Below are 19,464 nucleotides of genomic sequence, written 5' to 3'. Positions count from 1 at the left end.
GGGTATGGACTCGCTCAGAAATTAAAGCGGATATCGCCGTAAATACTGCGCGGCTCACCGATAAAGTAGCGGTCGCCACCACCGAGGCTTGAAAAATCCGCGCGCTCTGCGTAGTCGGTATTGGTCAGGTTTTCGATCCGCAGCCCCAGGGTCAGGTCGCTGCGCAGGGACTGCAGTAGCCGAAGGTGTAGCAGGTCGTGCCCGGCATAGCGATGCACATTTTCGATATCCGTGAAGTAGCTGCCCATAGACTGCCACTGCAATGCCAATCGGGTGCCATCCATCGGACTGAAATTGACGGTAGCAGCGTGCATCTGGCGCGGTGCGGTATCAATATCATTGCCGTCGCTCAGAATCAGTCCGGAACCCGGCTCGCTGACATTGCTGGTGTAGAGGTGGCGGGCAAAAGTGCCGGCCAGGTTCAATGACAGCTTGTCGGTCAGTGCCCAACCCAGTGCGTATTCCAGCCCATAGTGCCGGCTTTCCCCACCATTTAAATTGAGCCGCTCGGAAGACTGAAATACGACATTGGACTTCTCCATATAAAAACCTGTGAGGCTGTAGTCTAGCGCGGTGCTATTACCGTTACCGATACCGTTACTGCCTCGAAACCCTAACTCGAAACTGTCAATTTCCTCGGAATCCAGGTCTGCCTGTGTCTGGCCATTTTGCAGCCGGTACAGCTCGGTGGATTGCGGTGCGCGAAAGCCATGGGCAATGCGCAGGGTAGCGGTGAACGTTTCATTGAAGTGATGGAGCAGGCTGGCGTTGACGGACAGGTTGGAAAAACCATCGCTGCGATCGTGCGGGCGTGAATAGCGGCAACCGGTGGCACCGGTAAAGGTGTTGCTACACACTTCACCATTGTCTTTGGTATCACCGCCGATCATGTGGTTGTTGTACTGATAGTGCAGGTATTCTGTGCGGGCGCCCAGTGTTGCAGTAGTGCTCTCGTTGACGTTCAGTTCCGCGTGACTGAATAACGCGGCGACGGCCGCGGTAACCGAATAATCATAGTGTTTGCCCTCAGGAAAAACCGAGAAGCCGCCATCCTGAGTCTGCCGGAGCCATGCATCGGTGTATTCCAGATCAATACCGCTGGTCAATTCCAGATGGCGATTCACCGTGTGGCGATAGGCGCTCTGCACGCCCAACCCCTGCTGGCCATTTTCCTCCAGCGGGGTGCCCGGCAGAAAATGCATCAGAAATTCCATGTCCGTGTGGCGGACGTAGGGTGTGATCTGCAGGTGGTTGCCATTGTCCAGCGTGCGCGCCAGTTGCACCTGGATGCGTGCGGACTGGCTTTCGCGAAAGGCTTCCGGGTTCGGGTTCTCCCGTTTGCGATCTTTGTCTTTGTAGGCGTCTTTTCCCGTGACGTAGCCCGCGGTTTCCTGGTTCAGATTGGCAACATTGACTTGCGTTTGCATTGACCAGTCTCGCCAATCACTGTCATTACGCAGTTGCAGTTTTTGCTGATCATATCCAGCGTCGTGTTTGTAACCGCCGTCGCGGCTACCACTGAAGCCGATGCGGAAACCTCCCTCTGTATCACCACGACTGTGCTGCAGTTTTATCCGCTGATAGTCGTTGGCGCCTCCCTCGATCAGTGCGCTGGACTCCTGCCCATGCGCCGGCGCTTCACTAAGCACGTTGATCACACCGTGTTGGGCATCGGAGCCGTAGAGCACCGTGCCCGGCCCGCGCAACACCTCAATGCGCCCGCCCAGTTCAAATGCGGTATCGAACAGTTGGTTGACGTTACAGAAGCCGGTGCCGCGCACGGGAACCCCATCCTGGGTAATGGCAAAAGCACCACAGCTGCCGGCACCGGTCAGTACCGGTGAGCGCAGGGCAATCAGGCTTTCCTGGCCGTTGCCGCGACTGACGAATGCACCGGGCACTGTGGACAACGCCTGATTGGGATGGATGGGCGCGGCAGACTGCAGGGTTTCCTGGTCCACCACCGAGAGAGATTCTGCCAGCTCGCGACTTGGGCGCAGCTCACGGGTACCGGTGACCGTCAGCTGTTCCAGCTGGTCGTCGTCAGGCGAGGTGGCGGCAGTGCTCAGGCTGTTGGTAAAGATCAGCAGGCCTGAGGCGATCAGGATGTGATGGCAATGCTTCATTGTGGCGGGGCGTTTATTTCGTCCTGGATTTCGGGGTGCAAAATAACACGAATACACCGGCTCTTCCCGCTTGCTCACTTTAATAGAGAGTTGGCGGGTTATTTATTGTATTGAAGCCCAATCTATTCCAGATCGTTCAATGCTATGGGCCCATTCTTTACATTGCCCATCGGCGTTGCTATCAATAATCCCGGTGTGCTGCTCGGTGCCGGATAGATTTAAAGCGGCCATTTTTCGATGGAATGAAATCGACAGAATAATAAGGAGACATCTGTGACGATGCTGTGCTCGGCAGAATTCTGCCGCCGATTGTGTTGTGGTATTTCGGTGGTCTGTTGCTTGTTACTGTGCGGCTGTGGTTCAGGCGGGTCTGGATCTACGGATTCTGGTGGCAGTAGTAGCTCAAGTTCCAGCAGTGGCTCGGGTAGCAGCTCCGGGAGCGGCGGCACGGGTGAGGAAACCGAGGGAGTGTTCAACGGCGGTCAAATCAACGGCCTGTTTTACGAAACCCCCAGTTTCTCCGGCTTGATCGACGCAGGTGGCGTTTTCCGCTACCGCGACGGAGAAAGCGTACGTTTTGCCCTCGGTGGCATTGAGCTGGGTTCGGCCCGCGGCGAGCCGACCCTGGACCTGTTTGATTTGGTGGGTGCCCAGCCGGTGGTCGACGAAGCCGTGCTCAGGGCTGATCTGGGCAATCGCGCGCGTGTCACAGACCTGGATCGGGTGGGCAACAGAATACGCTTATTGGCGACTCTGGATCGTGATCGCGATCTGGATAATGGGATCAATCTTGACGGCTGGCACGCTGAACTGGCGGATTACCAGGTCAGTTTCGAGTCCGATCTTTACCTCTTCCCACAGCAGCGCAACCTGACTGCGCTGACCACCCTCCGCACCGCATTCGATATCGACTATGAGCCCTCCTTGGCGGCACCGCTGGTCTTTCTATACGACAGCCTCGGCCTGAAAGTGAAGGCGCAGCTGCCGGTAAAGGAGTCGGTGGATTCCGGGGAGGACGGTAGCGTGGAGCACGAAACCGAGACCAAGTACAACGATTTTGGCTTGCCGGAAACAGTGCAGCGTATGCAGATCCCCGGCAATGGCCAGACCTGGCGTCAGGTCGTATCCTACCGCTACGATGATGAGGCGCGCGTGCTGCAACAGCAGTCCGAACACGATACCGACAGCGATGGTCTGGCGGACTCCCGGTTTTCCTACCACTATCGTTACGACAGCAGCGGGTTGCTACTTGAGCAGTCACACGAAACCGGCGATCCCGAGGTGAATGCGCGCTCAGTTTCGCTGTATCAGTACGATAGTGGCGGCAATCAAATTCGTCTGGAGTACGAACGGAAGGATGCCGAAGGCACACTGCTACGCCGGGACCTTACGGTCAGCCGCTTTACCGGCAATGGCCTGGTGCGTGACATAGAGCGGAAAAATAATACCGATGGCAATACTGATCTCGAGTTGCACCAGCGCATTGAGTATCAGTATTCCTCCGCTGGGCTGAGATCCTCCTCGCTACATACCATCGATGGCGGCAGCACCGGTGCCGATGGCGTGATCGATACACGCACCGAGTCGGCGTATATGTACGACAGTAGCGACCGACTGATTCTGGAGGTGCAACGTGCTGATGGGCAGGCCGATGGGATAGTGGACAGCGAATTGACTACTCGCAGACGCTATGACAATCGCGGCTTTCTGGTTGAGGAAATCAAAGAGTCTGACCGTTACGCGGATGGCAGCATCGAGTCTCGCCATACCATGCTTTACCGCTACGACAATAGCGGCAACCTCACGGGGTTGGAGTCACGCTTTGATCGCGATCTGGATGGCAACCCCGAGACTACTTACACCACCGAATATAGTTACAACAGTCGCGGGCAGTTAGTGTTGCAAGAGAACTCCTCACATCACAGTGATGGTACAAGCGGTACGGATTACAGTGAGCGACGCACCTATGGTGTTCATGGGGAAATGCTGACCCGACGTACCGAAAGCCACGGAAGCACTTACACGGTAAACACGCCGGTGATCACCCGCTGGGATTACCAGCCAACCGACGATGGGCTGCGCCACCTTATTGATCACTACAAGTATTCGGGATCGCCTGTCGCGCTTGTAGCAAGCAGCTGTATGGCTGTGTCGTTCGGTGGTGGCGTTATTGCCTGTGCCGATTGATCGACGGGTAAAGTACGCTTAAGGCGTAATATGCAGAAAAAGAAAAGAGGCCCGATGGGCCTCTTTTTTCTAGCGCAATGTAACCGTGGCGCAGAGTGGATCAGTGCATTTTCAGGCGGGGCTTCACAAAGCGGTTGGCCTGCCCGATCAGGTACAGCAGCATCGCTTTTGGCCAGCCGTGCAGTGCCGCCAGATGCATACGGTATAGCGAGCGATAGGCGAGCCCTGCGAGCCGTCCCTCGATGGTGAGGCTGCCTTTGACGAGTCCGCCCATCAGGCTGCCCACCGCATCGAACTTGGACAGCGACACCAGTGATCCCCGGTCTTTGTAGGTAAAGCCTTGGAGTTCTGCAGCGGGGTTTTCCACCAGGGCGATCAGGTTGTCGCGAGCGGTCTTGGCCATCTGCTGCGCAGACTGGGCCCGCGGAGGCACTTTGTGATCTGCGGAGTCGATACAGCCGGCGCAGTCTCCCAAGGCAAAAATGCTGGGGTCCGTTTTCGAGCGCAAGGTGGCTTCCACCTCGATCTGGTTCTGGCGATTGAGTACAAGCCCATCCATTTGCTGCAGAAAATCCGGTGCCTTTACCCCCGCCGCCCACACGCGAATGGCCGCGGGAATTTCCTCACCGTCTTTGGTGACAAAACCGTTGCTGGTCGCTTCCGCGACCTGGGTGCCGGTGAGCACCCGAACGCCTAGATTGGTGAGTTCCTTTTCCGAGCTGTTGCCGAGGCGCGGTGGCAGCGCCGGTAGCAGGTGTGGGCCGGCTTCGATCAGGGTGACCTTGAGGTCGCCGTTTTTGATGCGCCCGTAGTGCCCCATTTCGTGTACGGCATCCACCAGCTCCGCGGCCAGTTCCACCCCGGTGGCACCGCCGCCGACGATAGCGATGTGCACTTCCTCGGTGACCCGGTTTTCCAGCTGCAGGAACTGATCAAGCAGCTTGGTGTGGAATTTCTGCGCCTGTTCCGCGCTGTCCAGGAACTGGCAGTTGGCGCGCACCCCGGGGGTATTGAAATCGTTACTCTGGCTGCCGAGGGCGAACACCAGGTAGTCGTATTCAAGTTCGCGCGCGGGTACCAGCGGTGTGCCATCTTCCCCGCGTACCTCGGCGAGCTGAATGGTTTTTTCTTCCCGGTTTAATCCCTGCAGGCTTCCCAGTTCGAAGTGAAAGCCGTTGGCACGGGCATGCACCTGATAGTTGAGCGCATCCAGGCTGGAATCCAGTGCACCTGTGGCGACCTGGTGCAGCAGGGGTTTCCAGATATGGGTGCGGTTTTTGTCGACCAGGGTGATCTCCGCAAGCGGGGACTTGTTGCGGCGATGGAAGCGGTTGAAGGAGAAATGACGGCCGAGGCTGGTAGCCAGCTGTAAACCACCGGCACCACCGCCGATTATGACGATTTTCTGCATGACAGAGTTTCCTGTAGAGCTAAAAAATATTGTGCTCTCCGCGCCTGCCGGTGGCGGCGCGCTCTGTGATGACCCTGTACTTTTGTTCTTGTACTTTCGTTATCGACTTTCTGCGGGATCGATTTTACCCGGCAGTATTGCTGCCAAAGCGTTGTTTGGCAATCGGAGAATGGTTTCAGTAGAAATTATCACGGCCTGAAGTGCGGCCTGGATCGCGGCTCGGAGCGCGGCTCGGATCGTGGGTGGCGATAGCGGCGGTGCCCGCTCAGGAAATCATCTCGGTATAGCGCAGGGCCATCCGTTTCCAGTCGCCGCTTTTCGCCAGGTAGACCGGCTGTGGCGCCAGCTGAAGAGCCGGTGAGGCAAACGACAACTGGTCGCGGTTCGCGGGCAATTCGTCCACAAAGCCGATAATGGCGGCGTGGCGGCAGCCAGCGGCGTGCAGTGCGGTGATGCAGTCCTCTGCAAAATCCGCGGGTACCGAGGCCAGCAAGCCGCCACAGGTCTGCGGGTCTACCAGCAGTGGCAGGTGCGGGTCGGCTTGCCAGGCAGCAGGGTTCTGCAGTGCCGCATAGGCCCGGGCATTGTGCTGGTGCAGGCTGGAAACAAGGCCGCGTTCCGCACAGTAAGTGGCGCCGGGTAACAATGGCAGTGCGTCGGCAAACAGGCTGGCACCCAGTTGCGTTTGGTACTGGCCGCCGGTACTGCTGGTGGCGGCAACCGGCGGTGTGGGATTGATGACACTGGGCTGCCACTGCAGCATTTCCAGCAAATGGCCGAGAAGGCCGAAACCGGTAACGTCAGTGAGCGCATTGGCGCCGTTGCGCGCAAAAATTTCCGCAGCGGTCGCATTACTCTGCAGCATGACTTCAAGCGCCTGTTGCAGCCAGCGCCCCTTGGCTTTGCCGAGCCCTTCGGCGGCAAACAGGGTGCCAATGCCCAGGGGTTTGGTCAGGATCAGGCAGTCGCCGGCGCGCAGGTCGGTTTTGTTGAGCAGCTGCTGGTGATCGGCGATGCCGTTAACGGTGAGCCCCAGCTGCAGCTCTGCGCCTTCGGAGGTGTGGCCGCCACTGAGAACGCAGTTGTGCTGGTTCAATTCGCGCACCGCGCCGTCCAGCAGTTGCTGCAGGTCGCGACCGGCAATTTCTGCTGCGGCCAGCGGCAGCGTGACGAGCGTCTGCGCGGAAACCGGCTGTGCGTGCATGGCAAACAAATCCGACAGCGAATGCAAAGTCGCCAGGCGTCCAAACAGCCAGGGGTCTGCCACCGGCGCGCGCAATTGGTCAGAGCTCTGTACCAGTAATTTCCCGGCCGGCAGTTTCAGCACCGCGGCGTCGTCGCCGGCACCGTGCAACAGGCCAGGCGACTGCTGGGGCGGCAGTTTCGCCAGTGCATTTCCGAGAATGTCGGCCGCCACTTTCGCGCCGCTGCCATTGGAGCGAATTTTCGCGAGCGAGATATTGTCGCGCTGCTCCAGAATTTGCGGATTGCGCCCGAGCAGTGATCCCAGGGGGCCGGGGTGATTGGGCGCGGTGCGATGCGCTTGCCCGGTTACCGGCAGTTCGGCAAAGCGACGCATAAAGCTGCGATCGATATGGTCTTTCCAGTGCCACAGGGATTGGCCGGCAGCGGCAAAGCCGTTGCGCGAAGCGATGGCTCTCTGGCTGCCACAGGTCAGCAGGCTGAGAAAATTTCGCTGCGGGCGGTAGGGCTTGAGGGGCTGCTGTAACAGTGTGGCGCGCAGGTTGCGATACAGGGCGGGGCCCTGTCGCAGGGCGAAGGTTCCGGCTTTTGGCTGCGGATTGTGGGTCAGGCTGGCGACGTCGCCTACGGCAAAAATATGCGGGTGATCCGGTGCCCGCAGATATTCGTCGATCAGCACAAATCCCGCATCATCCAGCGCCAGCCCGGACTGCGCCAGCCACGGGGGCGCCGCCGCTTCGGTGCACAGCATCACCTTGTCGACCGGCAGGAATTTCCCCTCATCACTGTGCACACCCTGAGGGGTGATTTCAGTGACACGCCAGTTGCGGTGCACCTGCACCTTCAGGCGGCTTAATTCCCGTGCTGCCAGCCTGCGGGCGAGCAGTGGGTACTCCTGGGGCAACTTGTTGCCCGCCTGGATCAGGTGCATTTCCACCCGGCCACTGTACAGCTGTTCCTCTAAAGCCCAGGCCATGGCCATGGCCAGTTCACAACCGCCGACGCCACCACCGACCACGCCGAGCCGCAGGGGCAGGTGTTCGCGGTGTACCTGTTGTTTCAGTTGTTGCCAGTAGCGATGAAAGTGGCCGATGGGTTTGACCGGAATGGCAAGTTCCGATCCGGGAATATGCCGGCAGGGCGTGGCTCCTACATCCAGTGAGAGCAGGTCAAAGTCCAGGTCCGGGCGCCCGAGCAGCGACACTTTCTTGCTCGCGAGATCAATATGGTGGGCGCAGGCTTGGATAAAACGGGCGCCGGCGGCGCGACACAGGCGCGGCAGGTCAATGTGAATATCACTGTAGCTGTAATGGCCCGCCACCATACCCGGCAGCATGCCGGAATAGGCACTCTGTACCTGGGGAGATACCAGTGTCAGGCGCGCGCCAGGCAGCGGATTCTTTGCCCACATCTGCAGCACCATGGCGTGGCTGTGGCCGCCGCCAATCAGCACTATGTCCTGATAGTGAGGATGCTCCTGCATGGTCGTCTACCTGATGCCTGATAAATGGTTCGCTATGTGTGTATGGATATGACGGTTTCGATCTGGGTTGCCGGGAAAGTCTTCTTTTGATCGAAATATATACAGTGTAACGGCGTGCGACCGATTAGCACGGATTCGGCGCACAGTTTGGAGGCATGTGGCGCCGGAATTAGTGCGCTCGGATGGGGACAGTAAGAAAAGACCCGTAAAAATATTCATAAGAGGTTGCTGGCGACATCTGGCCAACGCCCGCTGGTCTTTAATGTAGAAAGCGCGCAGTTCGGTCTTCTGCCATAGACCGCTGTCACTGCGCGAAATTCCCAGTGCGCCGAGCTTTGATGTCTACTTCGCCCGCTACAGATCCTGCCCAATCCAGAGGAATACGCCGCCTGCTGTGGCTGCTGATGTTCTTCCTGTTGTTTATTGGCGGATTGAACATCTTCGTGTCCCTGGTTCTGCCCGGCGCTGTTCAGCGCTGGCTGCAGGAGCGCGGTCTGGAAGCGCAGGTCGCCCATGTGAATGTTTCCTTGCCACGCCTGCGCGCACATTTGCGCGGGGTGCAGGTGCGCAATGCGTTCGAGCGGGGGTTCAGCGTCCGCGAGGCAACCCTGGGGCTAAGCTGGTGGAAACTGCTCCAGGGAAAAATCCACGTCAAGGAAACGGTACTCGAAGGTGTGTACCTGGACCTGGAATCGGAGCCCGGCGAACGCGGCCGGATCTGGGAAATCGGTGGCTGGCATTTGGGGGAAGGGCCGAAGAAGCCGAAGAACTGGCGTGTGGATCTCGCCGGCGCCAAGTTGCGCGACGCGGTGGTGTGTTACCAGCACAAACCACAATGGAAAAGTCCGAGTTGCGCACGCATTGGTGCACTGGCGATGGAGGATTTTTTCGTCGCCGGATTCCGGGAAAAGCAGGAGCCGCTGCAGTTTTCCATCGGAGCCGATGATTTTTTGCTGGAAAACATGCTGGCCTGGGATGAATTACCCGGCCAGTCCTATCCGTCGGGGCTGGCGAGAAAAACCCAGGAAACGGGCGAAGGCGATATGCGCAAGTCGCCGGAAGAAAACCCCACCATTGCACTGGTTCGATTGAAGACCGGGAAAATCCAGTTTGCGCGTCCGGGCAATGCGCTTACCACCGCAGAAGTGTTTACCCGCAAGTTTGCCGCTTGCCCGCCAGACCGCTGGGCGCAGGCCGTGCCGGGACTGAGGCGAATCACCGGCCATTGTGCAACTGCGCGCCGCCTGCAGGTGAAGGGCCCCGCGTTGTTTTCCTTTGGCAAAGGAGCCGAAATAGCCTGGCGCCGGGTCGAGGGGCAGGAAGTGCGCCTGCGTTATCGTAATCGCCGCCACCCCAACTGGCACGCCGAAACGATCGCACTCAACGGTTTTGACTACCTGCGGGAATCAAAGACCCTGCAGTGGCAGAGTGCCGGCAGCAGCGGATTTTCCTGGTGTCCCAACCGCCTGCGCACTGGCCCGGAAAAACCCGCCGCTCACCACTATTGCATCCGGGCCGGCAGCCTCCGACTGCCGCAAACGACCGCGATTGGCTGGGAACAGGGGCTGGCGGTGGACCTGACCGAAGCCAGTCTGGTGCAGGGCTCGGTTGTCGACCTCGATGCCAACACCCCGCTGGAAAAGCCGCTGACCAGCAATAACCTGCGCCTTGGTGCCTTGCAGTACCGCAACCAAAGTCGCCGTTTGCGCTTGCAGCAATTGAGTCTCGATGGTGCCTCTGGGTGTGTTCCGGGACAATTGTGGGGGCGGGAGGATCACTGCGTATTTCTCTCCCGGCTACAGGTGCCGGAAAACCTGACCCTGCAATTTGCGCGCAAAGTCGCACGCGGTGATGCACTGCCCCAGACCTGGGGTTTGCAAAGTGGGCCGGTGCAACTGGCGAAATTGCGCCTGAACACCGGCAAAGCGCGGGGCCTTGCGAGTACCGGCAAACCGGCGCCGCAAAATGGCATCGAGTTGACGCAGTTGAACTGGGCGAGGATGGAAATCTCCCCCACGGATCAGCGCTACCTGGTGGAAGACATTGCGTTGCAGCAATTGCGGGGCTGTGTCCCGGAGGGGTTAACGCCGCTGCGGCTTTCACCACTTTGTACCAGTGTCCAGGGGCTGGGTGCGAAGGGCGACTTCATCCTGGCACTGGAAGATTCACCTTACCTGATCCTCGGTGAATTGGGGCTGGAAAGCCTGCTGCTTTCCGATCATCTCAGTGCTGATCCGGCGCAGCAGACGGGACTGCTCGTTAATCAGCTACACACCGGCGTTGGCTTTTTCCGATTGCGCAGCCAGCAGCTGCGCGCCGGGGAATACTTCGCGACGGACGATGCATTCTGGTGGCCGGGGGGCGCTGGTCAGGCGGCGTCGGGCTCAGATCCGGCGGATGATGGCGCTGAAAAAGGTCAGTTGCCACAAGACGGGACACAATCGCTGGCCGAGCACGCCGGCGAAGATTTATTGGCGTCACCCGGTGGTGCGGAACAGGGTGGCTCCGCGGGGCGGGCAATCGGAGACATGATTGCGGCGCGCGAAATGGAGCTGGAACTGTCTTCACTTTCTCTCGATCGCCTCGATGGCTGCCTGCCGATCACCTGGCAGGCATTGCTCGCAAGCGGTGCGGGAAAACGTCGTCCAGAGTGTTTTGCGATCCGCGAACTGCAGCAGAAGCAGCCGCTGAATCTGGCGATCGACCGCAAGCGCAGTGTTGCAACCGTTGCGGAAGACAACACGGCTGGTGATAGAGATACGGCCGCTGATGTGGCGACTCATTCGGCCAACAGGGGCAGCGGCGGACATTTTCGGCTGGTGTTTACCGCGGCGGATCTGCAGCTGGCGCAGGCGGATATCCAGGGGGCAGATAAGCAGCCCCTGCTGGAGCTGTCGAAGTTGCAACTGCCGAAGGCGGCGCTTCGAATCCAGTCGGCGGCCTCGCCGTCATCCTCTGCTCGTATGCAACTGGATATTCCCGGCGCGTCGCTGGACAAGGCCGCGTTCTGTCTGTCCCCGGCGCGTTGTGTGGATCTCGATAAATTGCACACCGGTGAACAGTTTTCCCTGGATTACGACCACAACCGATTTCATGCAGACCTCAAGGACCTGGCGCTGCAGCACTTTTCCCTCACCGGTAAAAGTACCGACGTCACGGCGGAAATTTCACAGCTCGCCAGCGTGTCGTTGCGGGTGAATTTACCGCGCAATGCCGGCGCCCGGACGAACTGGCAGTTACAGGACCTGCAAGCCGCGCAGCTGGATTTTTGCTGGCCGAGCCCCGGAAGCCCGCAGCAACGGCTGCCGCGTTGCGTCCGCGGTAGCGATTTGCAATCCGTGGGTAATGGCCTGGTGCTTCAGTCCCTCGCCCTGCACCGGGAACTCGAAGCGGCACCACAACTGCAACTGGGCCCTTTGCAGATTGAAACGCTGGGCATGCTGCAGTCCCGCGGCACAGGGCAGCCACCGGTACAGTTTAATCTGCACAATATTCAGCTGAGCAGTATTCACGGTTGTGGCCTGCAGGAGTGGCTGGCGGCTGCCCGCCAGCGGGGGGACGCCAGCGGTCGCTGGGGTGGCTGTATTTCCTCCGGCAATGTGCACCTGAGTGGCGACAACCTGATTCCCCTGGGGCGTACCGCAGCCGCTTCCGAGAATAAAACCCTGAACCGTCTTGTACTGGGTCCGCTGAGCGCCAGTGATCTCAGATTGGTGCCTGCCGAAGGGCAGGCACCTGCGCTGCAGTTGGCGCAGCTGCAGTGGCAATCCCTGGAATGGCCCGGCGGCGCGCGCGTGCAGGTGGAGGAGTTGAATGCGGTGGACTTTGCCGGCTGCCTGCCAAGCGCTGCCGGTGTCGATGACCAACAAGCACGCTGTATTTCATTTTCACAGTTGCATATCACCGGTCGCCAGCGCCTGGCCGCAGGGGAGGAATTGCGGGCAAACGGTCAGATTGCGGTGGCGGACTTTCTCTTCCGCCAGGGAGAGCGCCAGCGTATTGGCTTCAGTCACCTGGCGGTCAACGGCCTGGTATTTTCAAGTGATGCAATGGCGTTACAGCAGGGAAGCTTAAGTGGCCTCAGCGGTTGCATGAGTTCCTTTACCCTGGCGGAAAAGGCTTTTTCACCCTGTTACCGGGTGGGGCGGGTCACGGTAGCGAGCGAGCATAAAATTCGCCTGGGCAGTTTTGGTAGCGGCGCATCCCAGCGGCTCTTCAACAACATTCGAGTTGAGGGCGTACAGGTTACCCAGCAGGATTACCCGGCGGGCCTGCCGGCGCAGCTGTTACATATCGAAAGCCTGCAGGCAGAGTTACTGGGTTTCGGCAGCCGCCAGTTGCTGAGTAAAAACCTGCAAATACACAATGTCAGTAGCTGTATTCCCAAGGGCTATATCAACGGCATCAATCACTGTATCAATCTCGCTGAAATCCTGACGACGGGTCAGTTCAGTTTCGAACAGCGGCAACTGGATCTGACGCAGGCAACACTGCGCCAGTTGATGGTGCTGGATGCGGGGGGAGATCAATTGCTCGAGAGCGAACTGATCGAAGCGCGGGAGCTGGCGGTCGCGCGGGACAAAGTCCGCCTGCTATGGCTGGACATCGCCAACAGCAAACTGTTTCGCCGCAGCGAACGCGCTCAGGACTTCGTCAATCACCAGTGGAACACGGAAGTGGAGTCCCTGCAGCTGAGCCAGTTTAATTATGACCCCGCCAGCAAAGCACTGGATATCGATACCATCGACCTGATCAAGCCCCGCAGTATTCTTGCGCGCGGCATAGAAGGTGATCTGGGGGCCTGGGAACGTTTTCGCAGTGAAACCCCGGAGTTGGCGCAGTATCAGTATCGGCGCGGTGATATTGCGCGCGAAGCCAACCGGTTTAAATATCGCATCCGTCAGGTCTATGTCGATCGCGGACGCTTCCTGTGGATGGACAATACCGGAGACTACGAAGCAAAAGTCCCGATCCGCCGTATCAATCTGCTGCTGCAAGGGGCGAGTAACTACCATGAAGACCCGCCCGCGCTGGTGGTCTTCAACGCCCGCCCCGGAGGGTTTAGCGAAATGCATCTCGCAGGACAGATCAATTTGCTCGAAAACAGCCATTGGGATGCGGGCATACTGGGCTATGTGGAAGGTGCCAACCTGATTCCCACAACCCCGTACTTCGCTGCACTATTGGGTTACAAGATTTTGCAGGGGCAGCTGGATGCCGAGGTCAATGTTCAGGTAAAAGACAACCAGGTAGATGCACTGGCCAAAATGAAACTGGAGAAAATCAAGGTGCGCCGGGTTCGGGACTCCGATCATCTCAAGGTCAAGAAAAGCATCATTCCCCTGAGCCTGGCACTGGCATTGATGAAAGACGGCAACGGCGATGTGCGTTTCAAAATGCCCGTCACCGGTGAACTCTACGATCCCAAGTTTTCCTTCAGCTTTATTTTCAGTGACCTTTTGCAGCGTGCCATTCTTGAAGCACTGTTCGCTTACTTCACCCCGGTCGGCCTCTATAGCCTGGCAAAACTGGCCTGGGCGCGCTTTCGTGCAGTCAGCTTTTCCGAGCTGGAATTTACCCCGGGCAGCGACGTGCTGAGCGCGAGGGCCGAGGCCGACCTGAGTGAGATGATCGAAAAACTGCGCGACAACCCCAAAGCCCGCCCGGGTATTTGCGGTGTGGCAACCGCGCAGGACCTGGAAATGATGTTCCCCCACGAAGTCGGCGCCATGCGCGCAGTGGCCAGGAATACTCGAGAGGATTTCTATCGCGATCCCCCGAGGGGATTGCGCGAGGAATTATTGCACCTGGCCAATCGTCGCAGCCGCCATGTGCAAAAATTTTTGATTGAAGCCGGTCTCGACCAGGAAGATTTCATCCAGTGTGCACCGGACTATATCGGAACCGATTCCGGCGCGCCGCGGGTGGAGTTTTCCAACTGATGTCACTTGGCGACAGGGCGTTGTCGGTTTGCACTGAATGATGATCCGGAGAATATCGTTATGGCCAAAAACCTCGCCCACCAGTTGATCGAGCAACACCTTGTCAGTGGCAACATGAAACCCGGTGAGGCAGTGCAGCTCAAGATTGACCAGACGCTGTGCCAGGACGCTACGGGTACCATGGTGATGCTGGAATTCGAAGCGTTGGGGTTGCCGCGCGTCAAGACCGAGGTCTCCGCCCAGTATGTGGATCACAACCTGATTCAGGCAGATTTCAAAAACGCCGACGATCACCTGTTTCTGCAAAGTGCCAGCCGAAAATGGGGCATCTGGTTTTCCCGCCCGGGCAATGGCATTAGCCACGCCGTGCACATGGCCTGTTTTGGCATTCCGGGCAAAACCCTGCTGGGCTCTGACAGCCACACCTGCGCTGCTGGCTCCATGGGGATGCTGGCAATGGGGGCTGGCGGCCTGCAGGTCGCGTTGGCCATGGCCGGGTTGCCCTTTTCGCTGACCATGCCGGAAGTGGTTGGGGTGGAAGTGACCGGCAAGCTGCCGCCGTGGGTCAGTGCCAAGGATGTGATTCTTGAAATGCTGCGCCGCTACGATGTCAAAGGCGGCGTGAACAAAATCTTTGAATATTATGGTTCCGGCCTCGCCAATCTCACGGCGATGGATCGCCACGTAATTGCGAATATGGGCCAGGAGATGGGGGCTACCGCCAGTGTCTTCCCCGCGGATGACAATCTGCGGGCTTTTCTCCGGCAGCAGGGCCGGGAAAAAGATTTTGTCCCGATGCAGGCGGAGACGGGCGCCAGTTACGATGCCCACGACAGTATCGATCTCTCTACCCTGGAGCCACTGATTGCCTGCCCATCCAGCCCGGGAAAAGTGGTGACCGTACGCGAGGTGGCGGGCAAGTCTATTTACCAGAGCTACATCGGTTCCTCCGCCAACCCGGGGCTGCGAGACTTTGCGGTGCCCGCAAAAATGGTGGCGGGAAGGCATTTGCCGCAAGAAATATCCCTGGATATCAACCCCAGCAGCCGCCAGCTACTGGAAGAACTGAGCCGCAGTGGCGACCTGAACACCCTGCTGCAGGCCGGGGCGCGGCTGCACCAGACCGGCTGTAACGGCTGTATTGGCATGGGGCAAGCCCCTGCCAGTGGACGCATCAGCCTGCGTACCGTGCCGCGTAACTTTCCCGGGCGTTCCGGCACCAAGGAAGACCAGGTCTACCTGTGCAGCCCGGAAACCGCTACCGCCAGTGCGCTGATGGGCAAAATTACCGATCCCCGCGATATGGATATGGATTACCCAATCTTTTCCGAGCCGGAAAAACTCAATGATATGCGCCCACTTATATTGGCTCCGCAGGACACCAGTAATGAAATTCCGGTAGAGCTTGAAAAAGGTCCCAATATTCAGCCATTGCCAGACTTCGAGCCTTTACCGGACAAAATCGACGGGCCGATTTTATTGAAGACTGGCAACAATGTGTCCACCGATGAAATTCTTCCTGCGGGAACCGATATTTTGCCGTTGCGTTCAAATATTCCTGCCATCAGCCACTATACCTTCTCGCGTATCGATGAAACTTTTTACTCGCGGGCAAAAGATCTGGATGGGAATAGCTTCGTGATCGGCGGTGAAAATTACGGCCAGGGTTCCAGTCGCGAACACGCCGCCATTTCTCCCCGTTATCTGGGAGTGCGAGCAGTAATTGCCGTCTCCATGGCCCGCATAGCCCGCCGCAACCTGATCAACTTCGGCGTGGTGCCTCTGCTGTTCAATAAGCCTTCGGATATCGCGCGCCTGAACCAGGGAGACATACTGGGCTTGGAGAACATCACCCAGCAGCTGCAAGCGGGACGGGAGATTGTTGTGCAGCTGGCTAATGGTAAGTCACTGAACGTTACGCATGATATGAGTGAAGAGGAAGTATCGACAGTCATTGCCGGGGGACTGATCAACAAGGTCAGGAATGAAAAACTATAGAAGGTAAAGTCGTTAAAGTATCCGCAGCAGGCGCCGTGATCGGTGCCCGCTGCTTGTTTCATTGTTCACTTTCCCGTAGCGGGTAAATCTCAATCCTTCAAAATCTCCCGCGCCGCATTGTGCCCTGGCACGCCGGTCACTCCACCGCCGGGGTGGGTGCCGGAGCCGCAGATATACAGCCCCTTGATGGGCGTGCGGTAATCACTGAACCCCATAAACGGACGGTTGCTCCAGAGCTGATCCAGCCCCAGTGCGCCGTGGAAAATATCCCCGCCTATGAGTCCGAACTTGCGCTCCAGGTCCAGCGGTGAATGAATTTGGCGGGCGATGATGGCATCGCGGAAATTGGGCGCGTATTCGGTGACGGTATCGATGATGGTATCCGCCGCCTGCTCGCGCTCTTCATCCCAGCTTCTGCCATCGGGCAACTGCGGCGCAAACTGCTGGCAGAACAGACTGGCGACATGCTGCCCTTCTGGTGCCAGCGAGTTATCCACAGTCGACGGGATCAGGATTTCCACAATCGGCTTTTTCGACCAGCCGAACTGCTTGGCATCCAGGTAGGCCTGTTCCAGATATTGCATGCTCGGACCGATGACGATGCCGGACTGATGGTGCGGTTGCAGTTCCTTGCCGGGGCGGCAGGTAAAGTCGGGTAGTTCTTTCAGGGCGACGTTCATGCGGAAGGTGCCGGAGCCGACCTTGAAGCCGCGCACGCGGCGCTGGAATTCCGGGTCCAGATGTTGTTCGTCGATCAACTTGCCGAACAGCAGTTTCGGGCCCACGTTGGCAATCACCTTGTGCGCGCGGTGGGTGTCACCATTGATAAGGCGCACGCCCTTGGCTTGGCCATCTTCGATCAATACCTCTTCCACCTCGGCGCCGGTAATCACCTCGACGCCCAGTTGTTCGGCTTCTTTTAGCATGGCCTGGGTAATCGCACCCATGCCGCCGATGGCGTGACCCCAGGCCCCTTTCTCACCGTTGACCTCGCCGAACACGTGGTGCAGAAGTACGTAGGCGGAACCCGGGGTACTCGGGGCGGCGTAGTTGCCGACGATGGAATCAAACGCGAACGCGGCCTTTACGTGGTCGTTTTCAAACCATGCATCCAGCACATCGGTGGCACTTTTGGTGAACAGGTCTAGGGTGTCGCGGCGCTGTGCCATGGTGAGCTTTCTGGCGCGCATACCGAAGCTGCCCGCGCGGATCAGGTCCGCGAAACCGCCGCCGACATTCGGTGGTGTGCGCAGTAGTTCTTCTCGCAATACATCGGCCACGGTTTCCAGCATTTCATAAAAGGCGGGCAGCGCAGCGGCGTCTTTTTCCGAGAAGCGCGCAATTTCCGCGAGGGTATCCTGCGGATTTTTATGGAACGACAGGCTGCCACTGTCGGAGAGTGGGAAAAAATTATTCTGCGGGCGCAGCTTCACTTGAAGGCCGTGCTTGTGCAGGTTCAGGTCCTGGATAATCTTGGGATTTAACAGGCTGACGGTATAGCTGGCGACAGAGTTGCGAAACCCGGGGTGGAACTCTTCGGTAACCGCGGCACCGCCGACGATATCCCTGCGCTCCAGAATGGTTACTTTTTTGCCGGCCTTTGCGAGGTAGCAGGCGCACACCAGGCCGTTGTGGCCGCCGCCGATGATCAAGCAATCGTTCATTATTATCTTCTCTACTTCTTGTAATTTTCTTGTTGCCGATTCAGGCGCTTCCCTCGCTGCGTAATCGGTCTAGTCGCAATCGTTCGCGTCCGTCAAATAATCTGCGTGCACAAATCGTCACTGCCACAAAGGTGCCAAAGCCGGTACCGGCGGCAATGGTGAACATAATCAGTATCTGGTACTTCACCGCCAGCGCCGGTGCGGTGCCGGCGAGGATCTGGCCGGTCATCATACCTGGCAGCGAGACAATCCCGGCCGCGGCCATGGCGTTGATGATCGGCGTCAGGCCCGCGCGCATGGCTTCGCGGCGGAATTCTCCCAAAGCCTGTTGCCAGGGCTCCCCGAGCATCAGGCGGTTTTCGATGATATCGCGAGAACGGCGCGCGCTTTCCGTCAGGCGGTCGAGTGCCAAGGCGATGCCGGTCATGGTATTGCCAAGCAACATGCCTAGAAGCGGAATTGCGTATTGTGGCGTGTACCAGGGCGTAGGGTTGATCACCACGGTCAAGGTGAGCACGGTAACCGCGAACGCAGAGATAAACATCGACAGGGTGCCGATGCCAAAACTCCAACCTCCGCGCAGGCGATATTTCTGCCGTGCAACTACTTCGCGCCCGGCGAGTAACAACATGGCGAGCCCCATCAATGCCACCCAGTGCAGGCTGCTGACGGAAAACAATACTTCCAGCACCAACCCCACCAGTGTGAGCTGTATCGCGGTGCGGGCCGCGGAAATCAGCAGGCTTTTGCCAATGCCCAGGCGCGCGGCAAATGTGCAGGCGGCCAGGGCTATTACCATTGCGGCCGCTAGTGCCAGTTGCCACCAGGTAAGGGCAATGACGTTCATGGCGTCACCTCTCGGCCTTCAATACGAGAGCCTGCGATATGGAAGTGCCGGTCCGCCACGCGCGCAATTTGGTCTTCGTGGTGGGCCACCCACAGGGTGGGGAGCTGGTGTTTGCTAATAGTATCGCGCAGCCAGGACTCTACTCGGCTGGTGTTTTCCTTGTCGAGGTTCGCGGTGGGTTCATCCAGTAAGAGGACGGACGGTTTGCGGGATAGCGCCCGTGCCAGTGCCAAGCGCTGCTTCTCCCCAGATGACAGGCGCTCGACCCGCCATGTCAGTGTGTCAGCATTCAGGCCGAGTTGCTGCAGGTATTGCTCGGGCTCCCCGGCGAAATGTTCGCCGACGGTGTCATGCCACCAGGCACTTTCCGCGGGCACCAGCATTACGGCGGCGCGCCAGCGATGACCTGGCATTTCACTTTGTCCGGTGTCTCCCAGTTGCACTTCACCGTCATGCATTTCCAGGTCGGCAATCGCGCGTAGTAGTCGGCTCTTACCGGAACCGGATGCGCCCGACAGGCAGACGATTTCCCCCGGCGCGATTTCCAGATCGATACTTTGCAATGCGCCGATACTGACGCGCTGAAGGGAAAGTGCTGGCAAT

At 58.5% G+C, this 19,464-nt stretch carries 9 protein-coding genes and 1 pseudogene; 4 read left to right on the top strand and 6 right to left on the bottom strand.

From position 1 onward, the window contains the following. Positions 1-14 precede the first annotated feature (14 nt). Entirely contained in the window at positions 15-2,126 is a 2,112-nt protein-coding gene (locus GRX76_RS18370; protein ID WP_160154609.1) for a TonB-dependent receptor, read from the bottom strand. Between the two features lie 468 nt (positions 2,127-2,594). On the opposite strand from GRX76_RS18370, the gene GRX76_RS18365 reads away from it, so the two are divergent. Continuing rightward, the gene (locus GRX76_RS18365) at positions 2,595-4,313 is read left to right on the top strand and encodes a hypothetical protein (RefSeq protein ID WP_160154608.1); all 1,719 of its coding nucleotides are present in this window, start codon (positions 2,595-2,597) and stop codon (positions 4,311-4,313) included. A 100-nt stretch (positions 4,314-4,413) separates the two neighbouring features. Here GRX76_RS18365 and GRX76_RS18360 read toward each other — a convergent pair whose 3' ends face one another. Beyond that, positions 4,414-5,724: an NAD(P)/FAD-dependent oxidoreductase gene (locus GRX76_RS18360; protein ID WP_160154607.1), complete on the bottom strand. Its 1,311-nt coding sequence runs from the start codon at positions 5,722-5,724 to the stop codon at positions 4,414-4,416. Between GRX76_RS18360 and GRX76_RS18355 the strand changes: the two genes are divergently transcribed. Beyond that, the gene (locus tag GRX76_RS18355; RefSeq protein WP_160154606.1) at positions 5,723-5,923 is read left to right on the top strand and encodes a hypothetical protein; all 201 of its coding nucleotides are present in this window, start codon (positions 5,723-5,725) and stop codon (positions 5,921-5,923) included. The genes GRX76_RS18360 and GRX76_RS18355 overlap by 2 nt on opposite strands. 66 nt (positions 5,924-5,989) lie before the next feature. Here GRX76_RS18355 and selD read toward each other — a convergent pair whose 3' ends face one another. Then, entirely contained in the window at positions 5,990-8,410 is a 2,421-nt protein-coding gene (gene selD / locus GRX76_RS18350) for a selenide, water dikinase SelD (RefSeq protein WP_160154605.1), read from the bottom strand. Positions 8,411-8,748: 338 nt separating this feature from the next. Between selD and GRX76_RS18345 the strand changes: the two genes are divergently transcribed. Next, on the top strand, positions 8,749-14,352 hold the full coding sequence (locus GRX76_RS18345; RefSeq protein ID WP_160154604.1) for a DUF748 domain-containing protein: 5,604 nt from the start codon (positions 8,749-8,751) through the stop codon (positions 14,350-14,352). A gap of 60 nt (positions 14,353-14,412) precedes the next feature. Next, on the top strand, positions 14,413-16,350 hold the full coding sequence (locus GRX76_RS18340; protein ID WP_160154603.1) for an aconitate hydratase: 1,938 nt from the start codon (positions 14,413-14,415) through the stop codon (positions 16,348-16,350). Between the two features lie 89 nt (positions 16,351-16,439). Here the strand turns inward: GRX76_RS18340 and GRX76_RS18335 are convergent. The 3 genes and pseudogenes from GRX76_RS18335 to GRX76_RS18325 all read right to left on the bottom strand — a co-directional run. Beyond that, positions 16,440-18,032 (bottom strand): annotated as a pseudogene (locus GRX76_RS18335) (phytoene desaturase family protein); the annotation flags it as partial. A 22-nt stretch (positions 18,033-18,054) separates the two neighbouring features. Then, positions 18,055-18,861, bottom strand: coding sequence for an iron export ABC transporter permease subunit FetB (gene fetB / locus GRX76_RS18330; RefSeq protein ID WP_160154601.1), 807 nt, complete (start codon positions 18,859-18,861; stop codon positions 18,055-18,057). After that, the gene (locus GRX76_RS18325) at positions 18,858-19,463 is read right to left on the bottom strand and encodes an ATP-binding cassette domain-containing protein (RefSeq protein ID WP_160154600.1); all 606 of its coding nucleotides are present in this window, start codon (positions 19,461-19,463) and stop codon (positions 18,858-18,860) included. The genes fetB and GRX76_RS18325 overlap by 4 nt, the downstream gene beginning before the upstream one ends. Position 19,464: the final 1 nt, after the last annotated feature.

Source organism: Microbulbifer sp. ALW1 (assembly GCF_009903625.1).
In the GTDB taxonomy this organism is placed as follows: Bacteria; Pseudomonadota; Gammaproteobacteria; order Pseudomonadales; family Cellvibrionaceae; genus Microbulbifer.
This window is presented reverse-complemented; position numbering and strand designations above follow the sequence as displayed.

Excerpts from the sequence above, each read along its gene's own strand:
- GRX76_RS18370 (WP_160154609.1), bottom strand. The coding sequence starts at position 2,126 with ATGAAGCATTGCCATCACATCCTGATCGCCTCAGGCCTGCTGATCTTT.
- GRX76_RS18355 (WP_160154606.1), top strand. The coding sequence starts at position 5,723 with ATGACAGAGTTTCCTGTAGAGCTAAAAAATATTGTGCTCTCCGCGCCT.
- GRX76_RS18360 (WP_160154607.1), bottom strand. The coding sequence starts at position 5,724 with ATGCAGAAAATCGTCATAATCGGCGGTGGTGCCGGTGGTTTACAGCTG.
- selD (WP_160154605.1), bottom strand. The coding sequence starts at position 8,410 with ATGCAGGAGCATCCTCACTATCAGGACATAGTGCTGATTGGCGGCGGC.
- GRX76_RS18345 (WP_160154604.1), top strand. The coding sequence starts at position 8,749 with ATGTCTACTTCGCCCGCTACAGATCCTGCCCAATCCAGAGGAATACGC.
- GRX76_RS18340 (WP_160154603.1), top strand. The coding sequence starts at position 14,413 with ATGGCCAAAAACCTCGCCCACCAGTTGATCGAGCAACACCTTGTCAGT.
- fetB (WP_160154601.1), bottom strand. The coding sequence starts at position 18,861 with ATGAACGTCATTGCCCTTACCTGGTGGCAACTGGCACTAGCGGCCGCA.